Source organism: Streptomyces sp. NBC_01214, from assembly GCF_026340975.1.
Lineage (GTDB): Bacteria > Actinomycetota > Actinomycetes > Streptomycetales > Streptomycetaceae > Streptomyces.
Genome location: NZ_JAPEOS010000001.1, coordinates 2395052 through 2413890, shown reverse-complemented (window position 1 = coordinate 2413890; position 18839 = coordinate 2395052). Strand labels below are relative to the sequence as shown.

The following is an 18839-nucleotide window of genomic DNA, read 5'->3' as shown; positions in this document are numbered from 1 at the left end:
CGACGAAACATCAACATGCCTTCTTCACCAGGTGATATGAGGGTCATACAGCGGTATCACCCCTCTATGAGCCTGGTGGTTTTTGAGTCGCTGAAGCAGATCCACTGCGCCGACTGCCGGCAGGGCCCGCTCCGGCACCTCGTCCGCGAGTCCGGCGTACCCCGCTGCCTGGACTGCACGGATCTCGGCCATCTCGTGTATCTCCCGCGGGGGGACACGGCGCTCACCCGCCGCTCCCGCGAGGCCAGTTCGCTCTGCGCCGTCGTCGTGCGCTTCAACAAGCGCCGGCACCGCTACGAGCGCCTGGGCCTCCTCGTCGAGGAGGCCGCGCTGGCGCGCGCGGAGCGCGCCTGCCTCGCGGACTCCGAGGCGCGGGCGCGCCGCCGGGAGCGCGACCGGCGGCGGCGTTCGGCCGAGGACACCCGCTTCACGGCGGCCTTCGCCGCCGAGATCGTGCGGCTGTTCCCCGGTTGTCCGGCCGATCGGGCCGTGGCGATCGCCACCCACGCCTCGCTGCGCGGCAGCGGCCGGGTGGGCCGTACGGCGGCCAGCCGCGCCCTCGACGAACTGGCGGTGTCCGTCGCCGTCCGGGCGGCGGTCCGGCACACCGACACCGAGTACGACGCCCTGCTGATGGCTGGGGTCCCCCGGTTCGCGGCCCGTGCCCGGCTGGCCCCGCGGATCGACGCCATCCTGGACGGATGGCGTACGCCGCCCTCGGGGGAGATCAGTTGAGGCGGAAGCGGCGGTAGAGGAGCACTCCACCGAGGAGGAGCGCGCCACCGCTGGGCAGCAGGTAGCCGACGCCGTCCGATCCGGTGTGGGCGAGCGCCTCGCTGTGCCTCGGCGGGGCGGGCGGCGCCGGGCGCGGGGGCACGGACGCGGGCGCGGGCGGGGAGACGACCGGCGTCACCGGCTTTTCGACGACGGGCGGCTGGACGGGCTTACCGCCCGTGGGCTGCTCGCCGTTGACGGACGTGTTGCCCAGCGAGGGGTTGCCGATCCCGACCACGTTCACGGAGTTGCCGCTGACGTTCAGCGGGAGGTCGACCGGAAGCTGGAGCCCGTTGCCGGAGAGCACTCCGGGAGAATCCTTTCCGCTTCCCTGGGCGTGCGCCCCGCCGCCGTTGGCGCCTGCCGGTTTCGAAGAATGCGTCGAGCTGGCGCCGGACTGGCGGCCACCACCGCCCCCCGACGACACGTTGCTACAGCGGTTTCCGGCGGCCGGGTTGAGCACGCCGACCACGCTCACGGTGTTCCCGCACACGTTCACCGGGAGGTGCACCGGCAGTTGTACGAGGTTTCCGGACAGCAGTCCCGGCGAGCGCTCGGCCCGACCACCCGCGTCCGCGTCGGCGTGGGCGAGTCCGCCCACACCCGCGACCGCCAGTCCGCCTCCCGCAACCACGGCCGCGATGAAGCCATTCCGACGACTGTGACGCATCAGTTTCCCTGCCTTCCGGACGAGTTCGCGGGTAATGTCCCCGCACCGGAAACAACGCTCTGACCCCATTCGGGTTATAGAGACGGTCAGCATTTCACTCAATCGTGTACTGGGTAGTGGTCACTTCATGACCGATCGCCCGCTGCTCCTCCTCGACGTGGACGGCCCCCTCAACCCGTTCCGCTCGCCCCTCGCCGGTTTGCGCGGATACCGGAGCCACCGGATGTGGCCCGACGTCTGGCTCTCCTACCGCGACCCGGAGTCCCGCAGGGCCCGGCGCGGCGCCCGGGTGCGCCTGCACCCGTCCCACGGCGCCCGGCTGCTGGCCCTGCCGTTCGAGCTCACCTGGGCCACCGCCTGGACGCACCAGGCCAACACGATGATCTCCCCGCACATCGGACTGCCGGGTGACCTCACCGTCGTCGAGTGGCCCGAACTCTTCGCCGACGACCCCGACGGCCTCTCGTGGAAGACCCGCCACCTCCGCGACTGGGCGGCCGGCCGCCCCTTCGCCTGGGTCGACGACATGATCACCTCGCGCGACCGCGCTTGGGTCGCCGAACACCATCCGGCTCCGGCCCTCCTGCTGCGCATCCACCCGCGCCACGGCCTGCGCGACCGGGACTTCACCACCTTGACCCGCTGGGCCGCCGGACTCAGCGCGTAGCGACCAGCCGGTCCGGCGTCCCGGTGAGCCCGCCCCGGGTGAGGAGGTCCCTGACGTCTGCTTCGAGCGCGCTGCGGATGTCGGACCCCATGCGCTTCCAGCCGAAGAGCTCCCGGGTCTGCTGGAGCAGTTCCTCCGTGGTCATCCCCGGGCATTCCAGGGCCAGCTCCCTCATCGCCAGCTGTCGCTCGGCCGGTGAAACATGGGCGATCTTGCGCGGCTGGTCCTCCAACGGCGTGCGGGCACCCCGCAGCGGCCGACCGGCAACGTCCGCGAAGCCGCTGTCGCACTGCGCGATCCCGGCACGCACCAGGGCGTGCAGCACCTGCTGGGCGTTCTCCACCATCCGCCGACCCGACTTGCCGAGCCCCCAGGCTTCCCGCGCACGCTGGACCAGGAGGTCCTGATGGATCGGCCCCTCCACCTCGATGATCTGCGCCAGCACCTTCCGCAGTACGGGACGCGCTTCCGGGGTGTGGAACTCCGGTACGGCCCAGGCGTCCACGCCGATCTCCGCGAGCACGTACCGCGTGCTCCAGTCGCGTACCGGCGCCCGGTCCACCAGGAAGACCCGCTCCGGCTCCGGGCGGGGTGTCGGGATCCGCGTCTCGGCGGTCTCCGTCTGCGCGCCGAGCGCGCTGCGGTCGGGCGACCGTACCGTCTCGGGTCGCGCGAAGGGGTCGGTCGCCACCGCTGCCTCGACCGCCTCCTTCAGCCGGCGCTCCGCCTCCGGACGGTTGCGGTACCAGTCGGTGCCCCAGATCCGGTGCAGGGTCCAGCCGAGTCCTTCCAGTACCTGCTGGCGCAGCCGGTCGCGGTCGCGGGCCGCTCGTGACGAGTGGTACATCGCCCCGTCGCATTCGATGCCGAGCGCGAACGAGCCCTGTGCCGCCGGGTGCCGCAGGCCGAGGTCGACCCGGTAGCCCGCGACGCCCACCTGCGGCTGCACTTCGTATCCCCAGTCGCGCAGGACGGCCAGCACCGACTCCTCGAAGGGGCTGTCCGGCTCTGCGTCCGCCTGCACGGTGTCCCTGGCGAGGACCGCGGGCCCGTTCTCCGCGTATTCGAGGTAGCGCTTGAGGTGCTGCACGCTCTCGTTGGGGCCGTCCTTGAGCTGGGATCCGTGGAACGAGGCGACCACCTCCACGCGGAACCGGGCCCGGGTGACGGCGACGTTGAGGCGTCGCCAGCCGCCTTCCCTGTTGATGGGGCCGAAGTTGAGCCCCAGTACCCCGCGTTCGTCCGGACCGTAACCGAGCGACATGATCATGACGTCGCGCTCGTCGCCCTGGACCGACTCCAGGTTCTTCACGAAGAACCCGTCGAGGCGGTCCTCGGTGAAGCAGTGGTCGAGGTCCGGGCGGGCCAGTCGGGCCTGCTGTACGGATTCGTCGATCGCAGTCGCCTGGGCCTGCGAGAGCGCCACCACGCCGAGGCTGCGGCCCGGCCGGGTGTCGAAGTGGTGCAGCACGCGCTGTGCCACGGCCTCCGCCTCACGCCGGTTGTCCCGGCGCCCGCCCCTGTCGTAGCAGCCGTCCACCTTGAAGAACTCCACACCGATGTCGGGGCCGCGTTCCAGCGCCCCCGGGAAGGTCACCATGGCGTTGCCGTAGAAGGACCGGTTGCTGAAGGTGATGAGGTCCTCGTGGCGGCTGCGGTAGTGCCAGCGCAGCGGAAGCTCGCGCATCGCTCCCGCCTTGCACGCATGGAGCAGCGATTCGAAGGCGTCGGGCAGCTCCTCGTCGTACTCATCGCCCTCGTCCCCGACGGCCGAGTCGAAGAACGAGGTGGGCGGCAGCTGCTTCTCGTCGCCCGCGACGACCAGGGAACGGCCCCGGTACACGCAGTTGACCGCGTCACCGGGCCTGACCTGCGAAGCTTCGTCGAAGATCACCACGTCGAAGCGGTAGTCGGCCGGAAGGTACTGGCTCACCGAGAGCGGGTTCATCATGAAACAGGGCTTGACCGCCTGGACCACCTCCCGCGCCTTGCCGAGGAGTTCCCGCACGGCCATGTGGCGGGTCTTCTTCTCCGCTTCGCGGCGGATCAGCGAGGCCCCGCCCGCACCGAAGGCCTTGGGCTTGCGACTGTTGCACGACTCGATGACGGCGCCGCTCGCCGCGGCCACCAGCATCCGGTCGGCCTCGCGGAAGCTCCGCACCCGGGCGTCGAGCTCCGCGGCACGGGCCGTACGCAGCCTGCCGTCGGCGGCGAGCAGCGTGTCGGCCCAGAGCTGGAGCAGGGCGCGCTCCACGACCTGGGGGAAGTCCTCCGCGCCGATGCCCCGCTCCGCGGCCCGGGAGACGAGGTCGTCGAGCCCGCGGCCCGTCAGCACCGAGAGTGCGCTGCGGTACGTCTGCCACTCCCCCGGGCCCGCGGGGTCCGCCGCCAGGACGGCGAGGGCGCGGGCGGCCTCCTCCAGCGTGCCGCCCAGGGCCGGCAACAGCTTGAGCCGGCGCCCGTCCTCGAACATCGCGGCGAGCCGCGCCGAGGTCTCGGTCCATCGTGCTGCACGCAGGTCCACGGCATCGCACCAGTCGGCGAGGGAACCGCGGACGGCCTGGACCTGTAGCCCGGCGTATCCGTGGTCCGTGTCCGCTCCGTGCGCGAGGCGGTCGGCCACGGCGCGCCGCTCGTTGCTTTCCGCCGTGAGCTCCGCGATCCGGGCGGCGTTGGCCAGAGCCTTGTCGAGCGCCGCGAATCCGTCGGCACCACCGGGCAGGTAGGGGCCCAGCAGCGCCCGGTGCTCCTCGGTCAGCCGCAGCACCCGGGCACGGGCCTGCTGCCAGGCGAGCGCCTGTGCCAGTCTGCCGGGCAGGTGCTTGTCCCAGGCCCCGGTCACGGTGAGGGCGCTCGCCGCCTCCCGGTCGGCGCGGTACTGGCCCTTGAAGCGGGCGGTGAGCCCGTGGTGGTCCTCGGCGAACCGGCGCACCAGATCGGCGAGGGCCTCGTAGGTCAGGACCTGCGGTCCGAACACGTCCTGCGCCGCGCCGCGCGCCGCGTCCTCCTCGCCGACGGCCTCCTTGAACTGCTCCGCCGCGGCCTGCGCCTGGCGCAGGTTCGCCACGTCGAACCAGTGCAGCGGGGGCCGGTGCTCGGCACCCTCCAGGTCGACGAGCTCGAACAGCGCGAGTACGGACCCGATGTCCCGCGGTTTGCCCAGGCCGAAGCCCTCGGCGAGCTGTGCGATGACGGGCGAGTGGTCCTCGAACGGCGCGTTCGCCCCGCCCGAGGTGCGTACGGGCAGCCCCGCGCGGAGGTCGTCCGCGATCCGCCGGACGTCCCGGACCGTCTTCGGCAGGGGTGTGTCGGCCGCCAGGGGCCTACGTTCCGCAGCCGCCCGGAGCGACTGCAGGGCATCGGCGGCATCGGCGAGCGCCGTGGTCGCCGAGCCTCCTCCCGTCGCCTCGGGGTCACGCAGCCCCCACCAAGGGAAGGAGTCGCCCTCCGCGACGGGCCGCCAGGACCGGGCGACCGAGCGGGCGGCCGTGAGCACCTCGTGCAGCGCGGCGGCGCTGAGCGTGTCGGTAACGGCGGCGGCCCCGGAGGTGAGCGTCAGCTGCGGAACCTCCTGCCGGCCGAGCAGTGCGAGCCGGCCCAACACATCGTGCAGCGTGCGGCCAAGCGGCTGCCGCTCCTCGTTCATCGCGGCGGCGTAGGCGGACAGTTCCTCGCGCAGCCGCCTTGCCTCGTCGAGCTCGTGCTCGGCGGCCCCGGAAGCCCGCACTTCGGTCGTCAGCGCACGGTCCAGTTCCTGGGCCACGGCCTTCTTGCTGGTGTCACTGCTGTGCAGGGCCAGGACGAAGTCCCCGAGGCCGACGTCGGTCAGTCGATTGCGTACGACGTCCAGCGCCGCGGCCTTCTCACTGACGAACAGGACGGTGCGGCCGGAGTGCATCAGCGCCGCGATCATGTTGGTGATCGTCTGGCTCTTGCCGGTGCCGGGCGGGCCGCTCATCACGAACGACCGGTTCGCCATGGCGGCCGCGATGCACTGGCGCTGCGAGGCGTCGGCGTCCAGGACCAGCGGGGTCCGCTCGGGCAGCTGGACCTCGTCGATCCGCTCGATCGCGGGCGGATCGAAACCGATGACGTCATCCGGGAGGCCCGAGTCCGGTCCCAGCCCGATCGCCCGGATGAGCGGGCTGGCGAGGATCGCCGCCTCGTTCTCCTTGAGGTCCTGGTACATGGCCTCCTTGTGAGCGGCGAACATGGCCAGGACGACGCCGTCACGGACCGCCCAGCCGGCCTGGCCCGCGACGGCCGCCCGGGCCCCGGCCAGCACGGCGGCCGCGTCGAGGCAGTCGGTGTCCGCCACGGGCGTCCAGTCGACGCCGAGCTGGGCGAGCTTCACGGCGAGCGCCGGATTGTGCACCGCGTCCTGCTCCTCGGCCCGGTGCAGCCGGATCTTTCCCGTCCGGTCCCGCACGAGCTGCACCGGGACCAGCACGAGGGGCGCCGAGCTGCTCTCGTGGGCTCCCTCCTCACACCAGTCGAGCATTCCGACGCCGACCCAGAGCACCCACAACCCGAAGTCGTTGAAGGTCTGGTTCGACTTCTGGCGCAGCTGCCGCAGGGCACTGTCGAGGGCCTGCTGGGTCTGCTTCTGCGTGAGGATCCCGTGGGCCGGCCGTGCTCGGGCCGCCCCCCGCGGTGCCTTGTCCAGGGTGACGCCGGACGGCTCTTCCTCGACCTCCTCGACGGGGGCGAAGTCCCACCCGCGGTCCAGCTGTTCCAGCAGGGGGCCGGCGCCGGGCGAGGTGATCTCCAACGTGGAGGACCTGGTGTGGCGGAAGTTCAGCAGCCGGTTGCGGCCGCCCAGGTCGATGAGCGACTCGCGCCAGCCACCCAGTACCGCCCTCAACCGCTCCGAGCCCGGGTCGGCACCTGCGTCGAAAGGCTCGGCATGCGCCGTCCGGCCGTGCATCTGAGGGTACCTCCGGGGCAGAAATCGACAGGACCGGGCAGAAGAGCCCGGCCCTTATCACGTTCTGGATCACCCAATCACACCCCGGCACGCCGAACGTCCGGATCTCACGGATCAGGACGTTCGGCCCGCAGGCCCGAACCGCCCCGGAGCCGCTCACGCATCTGCGCGCCGGGTGAGAGCGGCGACGGGATCCGTGGAGGGGCGGCCCACCGGCCACCAGTCCTGGTCGCCGTGGCGGTCCTCGTAGCCGTACCAGAGGCCGTCACGGCCGAGGCGCAGCTGGCTGGTGTGGATCGTCAGCCGATTGCGGTCGGGGCGGAAGGAACCCCGGCCGGCGGCGAGCAGGGCCGGGCGGGCCCGGTCGAAGGGGCCCGCCGGCGGGTCCCAGGGCTCTTCGAGGGCGTCGAGGGCCGGGCGCCCGCCCTGGCGCCAGGCCGCCGCGGCCCGGGCGAGATCGGTGGTGCTGCGGCCGGTGGCGCGGGCCAGGTCCCGGTACAGGGTGCGGGCCGCGCCCGTCAGCCCCGCCGTGGGGTGCGCGGACGCCAGCCGGACGGCGTCCTGCCACACGGTGAGCCCGGCGATCGGGTCCTCGCCGGTGACCAGCAGGGCCAGGGCGCGGGCGGCCGCGTCGGAAGCGAGCTGGTCGAGGGCCAGCGGGTCCGGCGCCGCCGGGTCGGCCGGGTAGGCGGGCGGAAGGCCCACGGCGGCGGGCGCAGGCAGCGGCGCGGGCAGCGGCGGCAGGCCGGTGCGGGCGAGCGCCGCCCGGGCCACAACCCCGGGGAAGCCGGGTGCCGTGTCCGGCTGTTCGCGCGCGGCGTGGGCGGCGTTGCGGCGGGAGAGCTCGTCGAGGAGCTCCCGCTCCCCCCGGCCACGCAGGAGCAGCAGGACGAAGGGGTCCTCGTCCAGGAGCCGGGCCGCCCGGTAGCAGAGGGCCGCCGCGTGCTTGCACGGCGGACGCCCGAAGTCCGGGCAGGAGCAGTGCGGGACCAGCTCGCCCGCGCCGGGCAGGACGGCTCCCGCGAGCGACTGCGGGACCTCCCGTTCCAGCAGGGCGGCGAGCGCCGTGGGGTCGGCCGCGACCGACTCCAGCAGTTCCTCCCACTCCGGGTCCGCGAAGGCGGGCAAGGTCAGCTCGGTGCGGTACGGGCGGGGCCGGCTGCCCCGGACGTACGCCACGATCCGACCGGGGGTGACGGTGACCGCGCTGACGCGTCCTCCGTCGGCGTAGGTACGCCCGCGGGCCAGGCGCGCCGGGTCGTGGGAGACCTCTTCCAGCGCCGACACCCAGGCCCGGCCCCACCAGCTCACCGCCTCGGCCCCGGCGGGCACGGTCTCGAAGGTGCGGCGGCGGTCGTCCCGCGCGGTGATCATCCGGGCCTCCGCAGGGAAACGAGGTCGGCCAGCTCGCGGTCGGTCAGCTCGGTCAGCGCCGACTCGCCGGATCCCAGGACGGCGTCGGCCAGCGCCCGTTTCGCCTCCAGCATCTCGGCGATCCGGTCCTCTACGGTGCCTTCGGCGATGATCCGGTGGACCTGTACGGGCTGGGTCTGGCCGATGCGGTAGGCGCGGTCGGTGGCCTGTTCCTCGACGGCCGGGTTCCACCAACGGTCGAAGTGGATGACGTGCCCGGCCCGGGTGAGGTTCAGCCCGGTGCCCGCCGCCTTCAGGGACAGCAGGAAGACGGGGACCTCGCCCGCCTGGAAGCGGTCGACGAGCTCCTCGCGGCGCGGCACCGGCGTCCCGCCGTGCAACAGCTGCGAGGCGATCCCGCGGGCCTGCAAGTGCCGTTCGACGATGCGGGCCATCGTCACGTACTGGGTGAAGACCAGCACCGAGCCGCCCTCGGCCAGGATCGTGTCCAGCAGCTCGTCCAGCAGGGCGAGCTTGCCCGAGCGGTGCGGGATCCGGGGCTGCTCCTCCTTCAAGTACTGCGCGGGGTGGTTGCAGATCTGCTTGAGCGAGGCCAGCAGCTTCATGATCATGCCGCGCCGTTCCATGCCCTCGCTCGACTCGATCACGGCCATCGCCTCGTCCACCGCCGCCTGGTAGAGCGAAGCCTGCTCCCGGGTGAGGGAGACCGGATGGTCGGTCTCCGTCTTCGGCGGCAGTTCGGGCGCGATGCCGGGGTCGGACTTCTTGCGGCGCAGCAGGAACGGCCGGACGAGCGCGGACAGCCGGGCGACCGCCGCCTCGTTGCCGCCGTCCTCCTCCTGCTGGTGCTCCACCGGGCGGGCGTGGCGGGCCCGGAAGGTGGTGAGCGGGCCCAGCAACCCCGGCGTGGTCCAGTCGAGCAGCGCCCACAACTCGGAGAGGTTGTTCTCCACCGGGGTTCCGGTCAGCGCCACCCGGGCCGGCGCGGGCACCGTGCGCAGTGCCTTCGCGGTCGCCGAATGCGGGTTCTTGACGTGCTGCGCCTCATCGGCGACGACCAGGCCCCAGCTCTGTTCGGCGAGCAGGGCGGCGCTGGCGCGCATCGTCCCGTACGTCGTGAGGACGAACCCGCCCGCGCAGGACGTCAGGTCCTCGATGCTGCGGCCGTTGCCGTGGAAGCGGCGCACGGGCGTGCCGGGGGCGAACTTCTCGATCTCCCGCTGCCAGTTGCCGAGGAGGGACGCGGGACACACCACGAGGGTGGGCTCCGGCCGGTCCCGGTGCAGGTGCAGCGCGATCAGCGTGACGGTCTTGCCCAGGCCCATGTCGTCGGCGAGGCACCCGCCGAGACCGAGCGAGGTCATCAGGTCCAGCCAGGCCAGGCCGCGCGCCTGGTAGTCGCGCAGGGTGGCCTTGAGGGCGGCGGGCTGCGGCAGCGGGGCCTGCTCCCCCGTCAGCCGGTCCCGCAGGGCGGCCAGCGCTCCCACCGGCACCGCCTCGACCGTCGACCCGTCGATCTCGGCCGTCCCCGACAGTACGGTGGCCAGCGCGTCGACCGGGTCCAGGACGCCCAGCTCGCGCTTGCGCGCCTTGCGCACCAGCTCCGGATCGACCCGCACCCACTGGTCGCGCAGCCGGACGACGGGCCGGTGCGCCTGGGCCAGCGCGTCCATCTCCCCCGGGGTGAGCCGGTCGCCGCCCAGCGCCAGTTCCCAGGAGAAGGCGAAGAGGTGCTCGGCGTCGAAGAAGGCGGTCCCGTCGGTCGCCGAACCGGGGGCGGTGGACCGTACGACGGCGGTCGCCGACAGCGTGCGGGCCAGCTCGCGCGGCCAGTGGACCAGCACCCCGGCGGCGGCCAGCCGGCTCCCGGCCACCCCCAACAGGTCCTCCAGCTCCGGGTCGGACAGGGCCAGGGCATCGGGCACGGGCTGGTCCAGCAGGCGCAGCAGCGGCGGCCAGACCCGGGCGGCCCGGCGCATGGCGAGCACGGCGTCGATCCGGGCGCGGGGGCCGAACCCGGCCGCCGCCGTGCCCGCCCACAGCTGCCCGGCGTCGGTGATCAGGGTCGGATCGGCGAGGCTGTGCACCTGGACGACGGCGGCTCCGGCGCGCCGGGCGTCGGCTTCCTCGGCCTCGTCGAAGAGCCGGAAGGAGGACAGGTCGAGCCGGAGCGAGATCCCGACGCCCGTGTCCGAGCCGGCCGCGACCTGCGCGGCCCAGTCCTGTATCCCCGGCACCGATTGCGGGTCCCGCGCGGCGAACGGCCGCCCGGCGGCCACGGCCGCGGCCGGGGTACGGGGCAGGCCGTCGGCGACGGCGTCGAGGAACGCCCGGACCAGTGCCTCCGGTTCGGGCAGCTGGAGCGGACGGCGGCCGGCCAGGGGCGTCGCGTACCCCTCGTGCGGCAGCGCGGCGGCGACCGCGCGGAGGTGATCGATGTCGGCGGCGTCGAGCGGTCCGGCCCGCCAGGCGTCGACGCCCTCGGGTGTGAGCCCGGGGAGGAGCCGACCCCGGGCGGCGAGGGCGAGCGCCTGCCGGGCGGCGGTGCCCCAGGCACGGGTGGCGGGATGCGCGGCGGGGCTGTGGGGCGCCTGCGCGAGCACGGGCAGGGCGGCGGTGACGGAGAAGGTCACCGCGGGCACGGTCCGGCTGCGGACCCCGTCGCCGTGCGGGCGTACGACGGTGAGCGCCGCCGCCGTTCCTGCCTCGGGCAGGGCGTCCCCGTCGGGCGCCCAGAAGGCGACCCGCCCCTCGCGGGGGACGGCGGCGGGCAGGAAGACCGCGGCGTGGCGGAGCAGCGCGGTGGCCTGCGGCGGCAACGGGCGCTGCGGCTGCGGCTGCGGCTGCGGCTGCGGCTGCGGCTGCGGCTGCGGTGTCATGGTGCGTCCCCCTCCCCGTCGGTGTCCCTGCACATCTGCCGGTCCCCTCTGCCGACGAGTCTAGGCGCGACCACCGACAACGCCCCCTGACCTGCGGTTCAGCGGGCCCAGCGGCCCTGCTCCAGCGCGTACCCGTACACGGGCCGACCGGGGGCGGCGCTCGTACGCAACGGCCGCCCGCCCTCGTCGATGCGGAGGGTGCCCGACCCGGACGGGCCGGTCCAGCGCAGGTCGAGGGACCAGTCGCAGTCGCATCCCGTGGTGGCCGCCACCACCCGCAGGACGGCCGGTTCGGCCGCCGAGACGCGCAGGGGGAAGGAGGGGGCGGGCAGCGTGTTGCCGCCGTCGTTCCCTGCCACGGGCCGGGCCAGCGGACGCGGCGCGTCCAGATTGACGGCGAACGCGGCAGGGGTGAGCCCGCCGCCGCAGCCCTGCGACATCTGGTAGACGTTCCACGCCGGCGGCTTGCGGCGGGCGGCCACCCGTACCTCGAGGTCCTCCAGGACCACGGCGCCCTCGCCCGTGCCGTGCAGGGTCACCTCCACGATCTGCGTCCCGGCGTGCACGGCGCGCTGCGCCGACGCCCAGGCGGGCGCGTCCGCCTCCACGGGCGGCGGGGGCACCGATCCCGGACCGCGCTCGGAGAGGTAGGCGTGATCGCAGCCGGCGGTCCACACGTGCGACCGCACCGCCGCCTTGAGGGGCGCGACCGGGTCCCGGCCCGGGGCCGACGCCGGCGGTGACGCGGAGGGCCGGACGGGCGCCGCGGCCGTCGCCCCGGCCGACCCGGTCGCCCCGGTCGGCGGTGTCGGTTCCGGTGCGCCCGTCGATGCCGGTGCCGAGGCGGACCCCGATCCCGCAAACGGCGGCGCACTCGTCCCCGCGCTCGTCCCCGCACCCGATCCCGTCCCCGCGCTCCCGCCCGCGTGCGGTGCGCCCGGCCCGGGGCCGGCCGCCGCCAGCAGCGCCACCGCCACCGCCCCGGCCGTCACCCCCACCGCGACGACCACGGCCGCCCGACGCCGGTACCGGGCCCCCCGGGCCACCGGCTCCGGCTCGGGGTCCGGCGTCACCACCACGGTGGGCTCCGACTTCGGCTCCGACTCCGCCTCCGGCACGGGCACGGAAGCGGGCACGGGCACCTCCGCTGCCCCCGCGCGCCGCCGCGCGTCCGCCAGCAGCCACGCCCGGTGCAGGTCCAGCGCCTCCTCCCGCGTTGCCCCGCAGGCCCGGGCGAAACGGTCCACCACCGCGAACTCCGCCGGCAGCGCCTCCCCCTTGCAGTACCGGTGCAGCGTCGACGTACTCGTGTGCAACCGGCGCGCCAAGGTGCCGTAACTGAGCCCGGCGCGCTCCTTCAGCTCCCGCATCAGCCGTGCGAAATCCTCGGCCTCGCTCACGCTCTCCCCCGTTCCGCGTCCCGCGACCGCGTTCCATGCATGAGGTGTTCCCCCAGGTGACGGCGCGTACGGCCGTTCCAACGTCCCGGTTTCGCCGCGATCCCTCGCCCGCCGCGCCGTCCGGGGAACAGGCTCGTCAGGCACGCACCACCACGACGCTCACGGGGAGAACCGACCATGTTCCGACGTTCCGGCACCGCCACCGCGCTCACCACCGCACTCGTCGCGGCGGCGGCCGCCCTCGTCCTGACCACCTCCGCCTCCACCTCCGCCGCGGCCGCCGCGCCCGGCTTCCTGGCCGGCACCGACCTCCCGCCGCACCCCACCTCGCCCTGGTACGCCGGCGCGGTCACCTCGGGGCTGCCCGAGTCCGCGCCGTTCTGCCTGGAGGGCGTGCTCCCGGCCGCGGGCAGCTGGCACCGCGTCTTCGGCACCGAGTACGACACCGGGGCCGTGCAGGTCTCCGTACGGTCCTCCTCGCCCTCCGCGGCGGCCAAGCTCGCCGGCGTCCTGGAGCGCAAGGTCGCCGCCTGCGCCGCCGACTGGCTGCGGGCGACCCCGGGCGGCACCGCCTCGTGGCAGGACTACGGCACCCTCCCCGTCGAGGAGGGCGCGCACGTCTACGGGGTCCACACCTCGATGCCCGAATCCGAGCCGGGCGTGCACCTGTACGGGATCGGGCGCGACGGCTCCACCGTGACCGTCGTGCAGTGGGGCGAGATGGGCGACCTGTCCCACGCCCCGGTCGCCGCCTTCAAGAAGACGACCGCCAAGGCCGTGAACAAGCTCAACCCCTGACCGGGCAGGGGTGGGACCATGGACAGGAGAGGCGATGGCCATGCGTTCCGGGAATGAGCCGGTGACCGCGCGCAGTCCGCTGCGGCTGCGGTTCTGGCTGGGTGTCTGGGGTCTGGTCTGGGCTGCCGCCGGCACGGCCTTGTTCTCGCTGGTGGGCCGTCCCGGTTGGGCGGCCGCCTGCGGGGCGCTGGCGGTGGTCGTGGTCGTGGACCTGTTCATGATCGTGCGCCACATCCACCAAGGTCCCCACTACCAGCCCGGCCCGGACATCCCTCCGTACGTGCCGCCCCGCAGCCGGTGAATCAGGCCGGGTCGGCTTCGGGCCGGCCCTCTGCGGACGGGCCCTCGGCGGTCGGGCCTTCGAAGCGGGCCGCCGCCAAGTATTCGGGCCGGGGGTCGAGGGCCGCGGCGAGGCGGAAGTGCTTGCGCGCCTGCTCGGGCCGGCCCGAGCGCTCGAACGTACGGGCCAGCGCGAAGTGGGCGAAGGCGTTGTCCGGCTCCCGCTCCAGCACCAGCTCGAACTCCAGCTCGGCCGGTCGCAGTTGCGCCGCCGCGAAGAAGGCCCGGGCGCGCAGCAGCCGCGCCGCCGTGTTCTCCGGGTGGGCGGCTATGACCGAGTCGAGCAGCTTGACCGCGCCGCGCGGGTCCCGGGCGGCGAGCAGCTGCTCGGCGGCCCGGTAGTCGATGACGTGGGTTTCCGGGCTGGACGGGGTGGGGCGCGTGGTTTCGGACACGTTCGAAATCCTTCCCTCTCCGGGCGCGTTCAACGCCCCCGCCCCACCCGCTATTCCATGCACACGTCAGCCGCGCACCGGCCGGGCGCACCGGCCGGACCCGTCGGGCGGACGCGTCAGGCGGCCCCGCCCGCCGCCCGCACCGTGAGCTCGTCCCACACCTTGCGCACCTGCGGCTCCAGCGCCTCCAGCGGCCCGTCGTTGTCGATCACCAGGGTCGCCACCGCGAGCCGCTGCTCCCGGGTCGCCTGTGCCGCCATCCGGGCCCGCGCCTCCTCCTCGGCCATCCCGCGCAGCGCGGTCAGCCGTGCCAGCTGGGTCGCCGGGGCCGCGTCCACGACCACGACCAGGTCGTAGAGGGGGGCCAGGCCGTTCTCGGCGAGCAGCGGTACGTCGTGCACCACGATCGCGTCGGCCCCCGCGGCGGCTTCCAGCTCCGCCGACCGGGCCCCCACCAGGGGGTGCACGATCGCGTTGAGGGTCTGGAGCTTCGCCGGATCCGCGAACACGATGGACCCCAGCTTCGGCCGGTCCAGCGTCCCCTCCGCCGTCAGCACCGACTCCCCGAAGGCCGCCACGACGGCCGCGAGCCCGGGCGTACCGGGCTCCACGACCTCGCGCGCGATCCGATCGGCGTCGACCACGATCGCCCCGTACCCCGCCAGCAGTCGCGAGACCTCGCTCTTGCCGGCACCGATTCCGCCCGTCAGGCCTACTTTCAGCATGCCCCGCAGCATAGGCGGCCCCGCCCGTACGTCAGTTCTCGCCCTCGCGCTCCGCCAGGAACCGCTCGAACTCACGGCCGATCTCGTCCGCCGACGGCAGCTCCGCCGGCTCGGCGATCATGTTGCCGCGGGTCTCGGCCCCGGCGGCCGCGTCGTACTGGTGCTCCAGCCCCTGCACCAGGCTGACCAGCTCCTCGTCGCCCTCCCGGATCTGCCGGTCGATCTCCGTCTGCGTGCGGTGCGCCTCGGTGCGCAGGGCGTGCGCCACGGCCGGGAGCACCAGCCCGGTCGCCGCCGTGATCGCCTCCAGCACCGTCAGCGCGGCGTCCGGGTACGCGGAGCGCGCCACGTAGTGCGGTACGTGCGCGGCGACGCCCAGCACGTCGTGCCCGGCCTGGGCCAGGCGGAACTCCACCAGGGACTCCGCGCTGCCCGGCACCTGGGCCTCGTCGAAGGGGCTGCGGTGGCCCGGCATGAGGTCGGTGCGGTTGCCGTGCGGGGTGATGCCCACGGGACGGGTGTGCGGGACGCCCATGGGGATGCCATGGAAGTTGACCGAGAGCCGCACGCCGAGCCGTTCGACGATCTGCCGGACGGCGACGGCGAAGCGCTCCCACTCCACGTCCGGCTCCGGGCCGGACAGCAGCAGGAAGGGTGCTCCGGTGGCGTCCTGGACGAGCCGGACCTCCAGCCGCGGCTCCTCGAACTCCGTCCAGTGGTCGCGCTGGAAGGTCAGCAGCGGCCGCCGGGCCCGGTAGTCCACCAGCCGGTCCGCGTCGAACCGGGCGACCACCTGGTGGGGCAGCGTGTCCAGCAGCCGCTCGACGATCTGCTCGCCGGCCTCACCCGCGTCGATGTACCCCTCGAAGTGGTACAGCATGACCAGCCCGGCCGAGTCCTGGGCGACCGCCAGGTCGGCCACCGCCAGGCCCTTGGCGTCCCATTCGTACAAACCCTGTGGATCAAGCACCGTCACCACTCCTCCTCGCCTCGTTCTCAGCCAAGAACGTCCAAGGCGGCCCGGCCATTCCCCAGTTGGCCGCATTCACAGGAACGCAACGGATCACGCGGGGAGGACCGGGCGGTGGAACGCGGTAAGGCCCGCCCCCCGAAGGGGACGGGCCTTACCGTTCAACTCAGTTCAGCTCTGCTCACACCGGAGTGTGATGCGCGCTGCGATCAGCTCTGGCCGCCGGCCAGCTTCTCGCGGAGCGCGGCCAGGGCCTCGTCCGACGCCAGGGCGCCAGAGGTCTCGTCCGACTCCGAGGAGTACGAACCACCCGAGATGCCCGCACCGGCGTTGCCACCGGCGGCCGGGGCGGCAGCGCCCTCGGCAGCAGCGGCCTCGTCGGCCTCGCGGCTCTTGATGACCTGAGCCTGGTGCTGCTCGAAGCGCTGCTGCGCCTCGGCGTACTGGGTCTCCCAGGCCTCGCGCTGCTTGTCGAAGCCCTCGAGCCAGTCGTTGGTCTCGGGGTCGAAGCCCTCGGGGTAGATGTAGTTGCCCTGGTCGTCGTAAGACGCGGCCATGCCGTACAGGGTCGGGTCGAACTCGACCGACGCCGGGTCGGCACCGAAGGACTCGTTGGCCTGCTTCAGGGACAGCGAGATCCGGCGACGCTCGAGGTCGATGTCGATGACCTTGACGAAGATCTCGTCGTTGACCTGGACGACCTGCTCCGGGATCTCCACGTGGCGCTCGGCCAGCTCGGAGATGTGGACCAGACCCTCGATGCCCTCGTCCACACGGACGAACGCACCGAACGGAACCAGCTTGGTGACCTTACCCGGGACGACCTGACCGATCTGGTGGGTCCGGGCGAACTGCTGCCACGGGTCCTCCTGCGTCGCCTTCAGCGACAGGGAGACGCGCTCGCGGTCCATGTCCACGTCGAGGACCTCGACGGTGACTTCCTGACCGACCTCGACGACCTCGGACGGGTGGTCGATGTGCTTCCAGGACAGCTCGGAAACGTGGACGAGACCGTCGACGCCACCCAGGTCCACGAAGGCACCGAAGTTGACGATCGAGGAAACGACGCCGGAGCGGACCTGACCCTTCTGCAGGGTGGTGAGGAACGTCTGGCGGACCTCGGACTGGGTCTGCTCCAGCCAGGCACGGCGGGACAGGACCACGTTGTTGCGGTTCTTGTCCAGCTCGATGATCTTCGCCTCGAGCTCCTTGCCCACGTAGGGCTGGAGGTCGCGGACACGACGCATCTCGACGAGAGAGGCCGGCAGGAAGCCGCGGAGGCCGATGTCGAGGATGAGACCACCCTTGACGACCTCGATGACGGTACCGGTGACGATGCCGTCTTCTTCCTTGATCTTCTCGATCGTGCCCCAGGCACGCTCGTACTGAGCGCGCTTCTTGGACAGGATCAGACGGCCTTCCTTGTCCTCCTTCTGGAGAACCAGGGCCTCGATCTCGTCGCCGACCTTGACGACCTCGTTCGGGTCGACGTCGTGCTTGATCGAGAGCTCACGGCTCGGGATCACGCCTTCGGTCTTGTAACCGATGTCGAGCAGGACCTCGTCCCGGTCGACCTTCACGATGACGCCGTCGACGATGTCGCCGTCGTTGAAGTACTTGATCGTCTCGTCGATCGCGGCGAGGAAGGCTTCCTCGTTACCGATGTCGTTGACCGCTACCTGCGGAGTGGTAGAGGTGGTCTCGGTGCTGCTCGTCATGTGGGAAAGGGCTCCGGTTACGGACAGAAAGTCGTAGGTACTGCTACGCCGGGAGCCCTTATCGGCATCTGCCGAAGAAGCCGGACAGCCAAGGAGACCCCCTTCCGCGAAGAGCGGCGGGGCCTCGAAAACCGAGGGGACATCAACAGATGCAAGCGCAGCCTGCTAGGTCTGAGGAGCACAGGCTCGCAGCGCAACTTGTAGCATACGGGGGCAGCCGGACAGGGTCAATGCGCGAAGGCGCACACCCCGGGCGGATCGCCGCACAACCGGCACAATTCATGGGCGGGAAGCCCCTCCTGGCGCTTCCTGCCACATTCAGAAGACATTCGCAGACTACGACGACGGGCCCCATGAACCAAGAGGACTACGCCTCCGAAGTAGCGTCCGAAGCCGATCCGGTCTCCGTGGAAGACCCCGAGGCCACACGGCGTGACGCGGGGGAAGCGGAGAGCAGCCGGGCGAGCCGCAGCTGGTGGGACCGCAACGCCGACGAGTACCAGAGCGACCACGGCGCCTTCCTCGGCGACGACCGCTTCGTGTGGGGACCCGAGGGGCTGGACGAGGCGGAGGCGGCCCTCCTCGGCCCCGCCGCCTCCCTCAGGGACAAGGACGTCCTGGAGATCGGCGCCGGCGCCGCCCAGTGCTCGCGCTGGCTGGCCGCCCAGGGCGCCCGCCCGGTCGCCCTCGACCTCTCCCACCGCCAGCTCCAGCACGCCCTGCGCATCGGCGACGACCTTCCCCTGGTCGAGGCCGACGCCGGACGGCTGCCCTTCCGCGCCGGCTCCTTCGACCTGGCCTGCTCCGCCTACGGCGCCGTGCCCTTCGTCGCCGACCCGGTCAACGTCATGCGCGAGGTGCACCGCGTACTGCGCCCCGGCGGCCGCTGGGTCTTCTCCGTGACCCACCCCGTCCGCTGGGCCTTCCCCGACGAGCCCGGACCCGAGGGGCTGTCCGTCGCCGCCTCCTACTTCGACCGCACCGCGTACGTGGAACAGGACGAGCAGGGCCGCGCCGTATACGTGGAGCACCACCGCACGATCGGCGACCGGGTGCGCGACGTGGTGGCGGGCGGCTTCCGCCTGCTCGACCTGGTCGAGCCCGAGTGGCCGGAGTGGAACAGCCAGGAGTGGGGCGGCTGGTCCCCGCTGCGCGGCAACCTGATCCCGGGCACCGCGATCTTCGTCTGCGAGCGCGACTGAC

General features: G+C 72.9%; 14 protein-coding genes. 5 read left to right on the top strand and 9 right to left on the bottom strand.

Going from position 1 to position 18839, the window contains the following annotated elements:
• The first annotated feature begins 66 nt into the window (after positions 1-66).
• Positions 67-735 carry a DUF2293 domain-containing protein gene (locus tag OG594_RS11580; RefSeq protein ID WP_266597861.1) on the top strand — a complete coding sequence of 223 codons (669 nt, stop codon included), beginning with the start codon at positions 67-69 and terminating at the stop codon, positions 733-735.
• Here the strand turns inward: OG594_RS11580 and OG594_RS11575 are convergent.
• On the bottom strand, positions 728-1408 hold the full coding sequence (locus OG594_RS11575) for a chaplin (RefSeq protein WP_323185193.1): 681 nt from the start codon (positions 1406-1408) through the stop codon (positions 728-730). The two genes, OG594_RS11580 and OG594_RS11575, sit on opposite strands and share 8 nt — an antisense overlap.
• A gap of 163 nt (positions 1409-1571) precedes the next feature.
• On the opposite strand from OG594_RS11575, the gene OG594_RS11565 reads away from it, so the two are divergent.
• A complete protein-coding gene (locus OG594_RS11565) occupies positions 1572-2111 on the top strand; it encodes a hypothetical protein (protein ID WP_266597859.1) in 540 nt (179 codons plus the stop codon).
• Here OG594_RS11565 and OG594_RS11560 read toward each other — a convergent pair.
• The 4 genes from OG594_RS11560 to OG594_RS11545 form a co-directional block, all read right to left on the bottom strand.
• The gene (locus tag OG594_RS11560; RefSeq protein WP_266597857.1) at positions 2101-7038 is read right to left on the bottom strand and encodes a DUF3320 domain-containing protein; all 4938 of its coding nucleotides are present in this window, start codon (positions 7036-7038) and stop codon (positions 2101-2103) included. The genes OG594_RS11565 and OG594_RS11560 overlap by 11 nt on opposite strands.
• A gap of 156 nt (positions 7039-7194) precedes the next feature.
• Entirely contained in the window at positions 7195-8412 is a 1218-nt protein-coding gene (locus tag OG594_RS11555) for an SWIM zinc finger family protein (protein WP_266597855.1), read from the bottom strand.
• Complete coding sequence (locus OG594_RS11550) at positions 8409-11291, bottom strand: DEAD/DEAH box helicase (protein WP_266597853.1); 2883 nt, start codon at positions 11289-11291, stop codon at positions 8409-8411. Before OG594_RS11550 ends, OG594_RS11555 begins: the two co-directional genes overlap by 4 nt.
• Before the next feature lie 98 nt (positions 11292-11389).
• Positions 11390-12691, bottom strand: a complete 1302-nt coding sequence (locus tag OG594_RS11545; protein ID WP_266597851.1) for a helix-turn-helix transcriptional regulator — start codon at positions 12689-12691, stop codon at positions 11390-11392.
• 177 nt (positions 12692-12868) lie between these two features.
• On the opposite strand from OG594_RS11545, the gene OG594_RS11540 reads away from it, so the two are divergent.
• Together OG594_RS11540 and OG594_RS11535 are read left to right on the top strand one after the other, a co-directional pair.
• On the top strand, positions 12869-13489 hold the full coding sequence (locus tag OG594_RS11540; protein ID WP_266597849.1) for a hypothetical protein: 621 nt from the start codon (positions 12869-12871) through the stop codon (positions 13487-13489).
• A 40-nt stretch (positions 13490-13529) separates the two neighbouring features.
• A complete protein-coding gene (locus OG594_RS11535) occupies positions 13530-13790 on the top strand; it encodes a DUF6343 family protein (protein WP_266597847.1) in 261 nt (86 codons plus the stop codon).
• A gap of 1 nt (position 13791) precedes the next feature.
• Here the strand turns inward: OG594_RS11535 and OG594_RS11530 are convergent, their stop codons facing one another.
• The 4 genes from OG594_RS11530 to rpsA all read right to left on the bottom strand — a co-directional run bounded on the left by OG594_RS11530 (position 13792) and on the right by rpsA (position 17636).
• Positions 13792-14223 carry a tetratricopeptide repeat protein gene (locus OG594_RS11530; protein WP_266597845.1) on the bottom strand — a complete coding sequence of 144 codons (432 nt, stop codon included), beginning with the start codon at positions 14221-14223 and terminating at the stop codon, positions 13792-13794.
• Positions 14224-14339: 116 nt separating this feature from the next.
• Positions 14340-14948 (bottom strand): dephospho-CoA kinase, encoded by a 609-nt coding sequence (gene coaE / locus OG594_RS11525; protein WP_266597843.1) that lies wholly within the window; start codon positions 14946-14948, stop codon positions 14340-14342.
• 31 nt (positions 14949-14979) lie between these two features.
• Positions 14980-15918, bottom strand: a complete 939-nt coding sequence (locus OG594_RS11520; protein WP_266597841.1) for a PAC2 family protein — start codon at positions 15916-15918, stop codon at positions 14980-14982.
• Between the two features lie 209 nt (positions 15919-16127).
• A complete protein-coding gene (gene rpsA, locus OG594_RS11515; protein ID WP_030010959.1) occupies positions 16128-17636 on the bottom strand; it encodes a 30S ribosomal protein S1 in 1509 nt (502 codons plus the stop codon).
• 353 nt (positions 17637-17989) lie between these two features.
• Between rpsA and OG594_RS11510 the strand changes: the two genes are divergently transcribed.
• On the top strand, positions 17990-18838 hold the full coding sequence (locus OG594_RS11510) for a class I SAM-dependent methyltransferase (protein WP_266597839.1): 849 nt from the start codon (positions 17990-17992) through the stop codon (positions 18836-18838).
• Position 18839 lies beyond the last annotated feature (1 nt).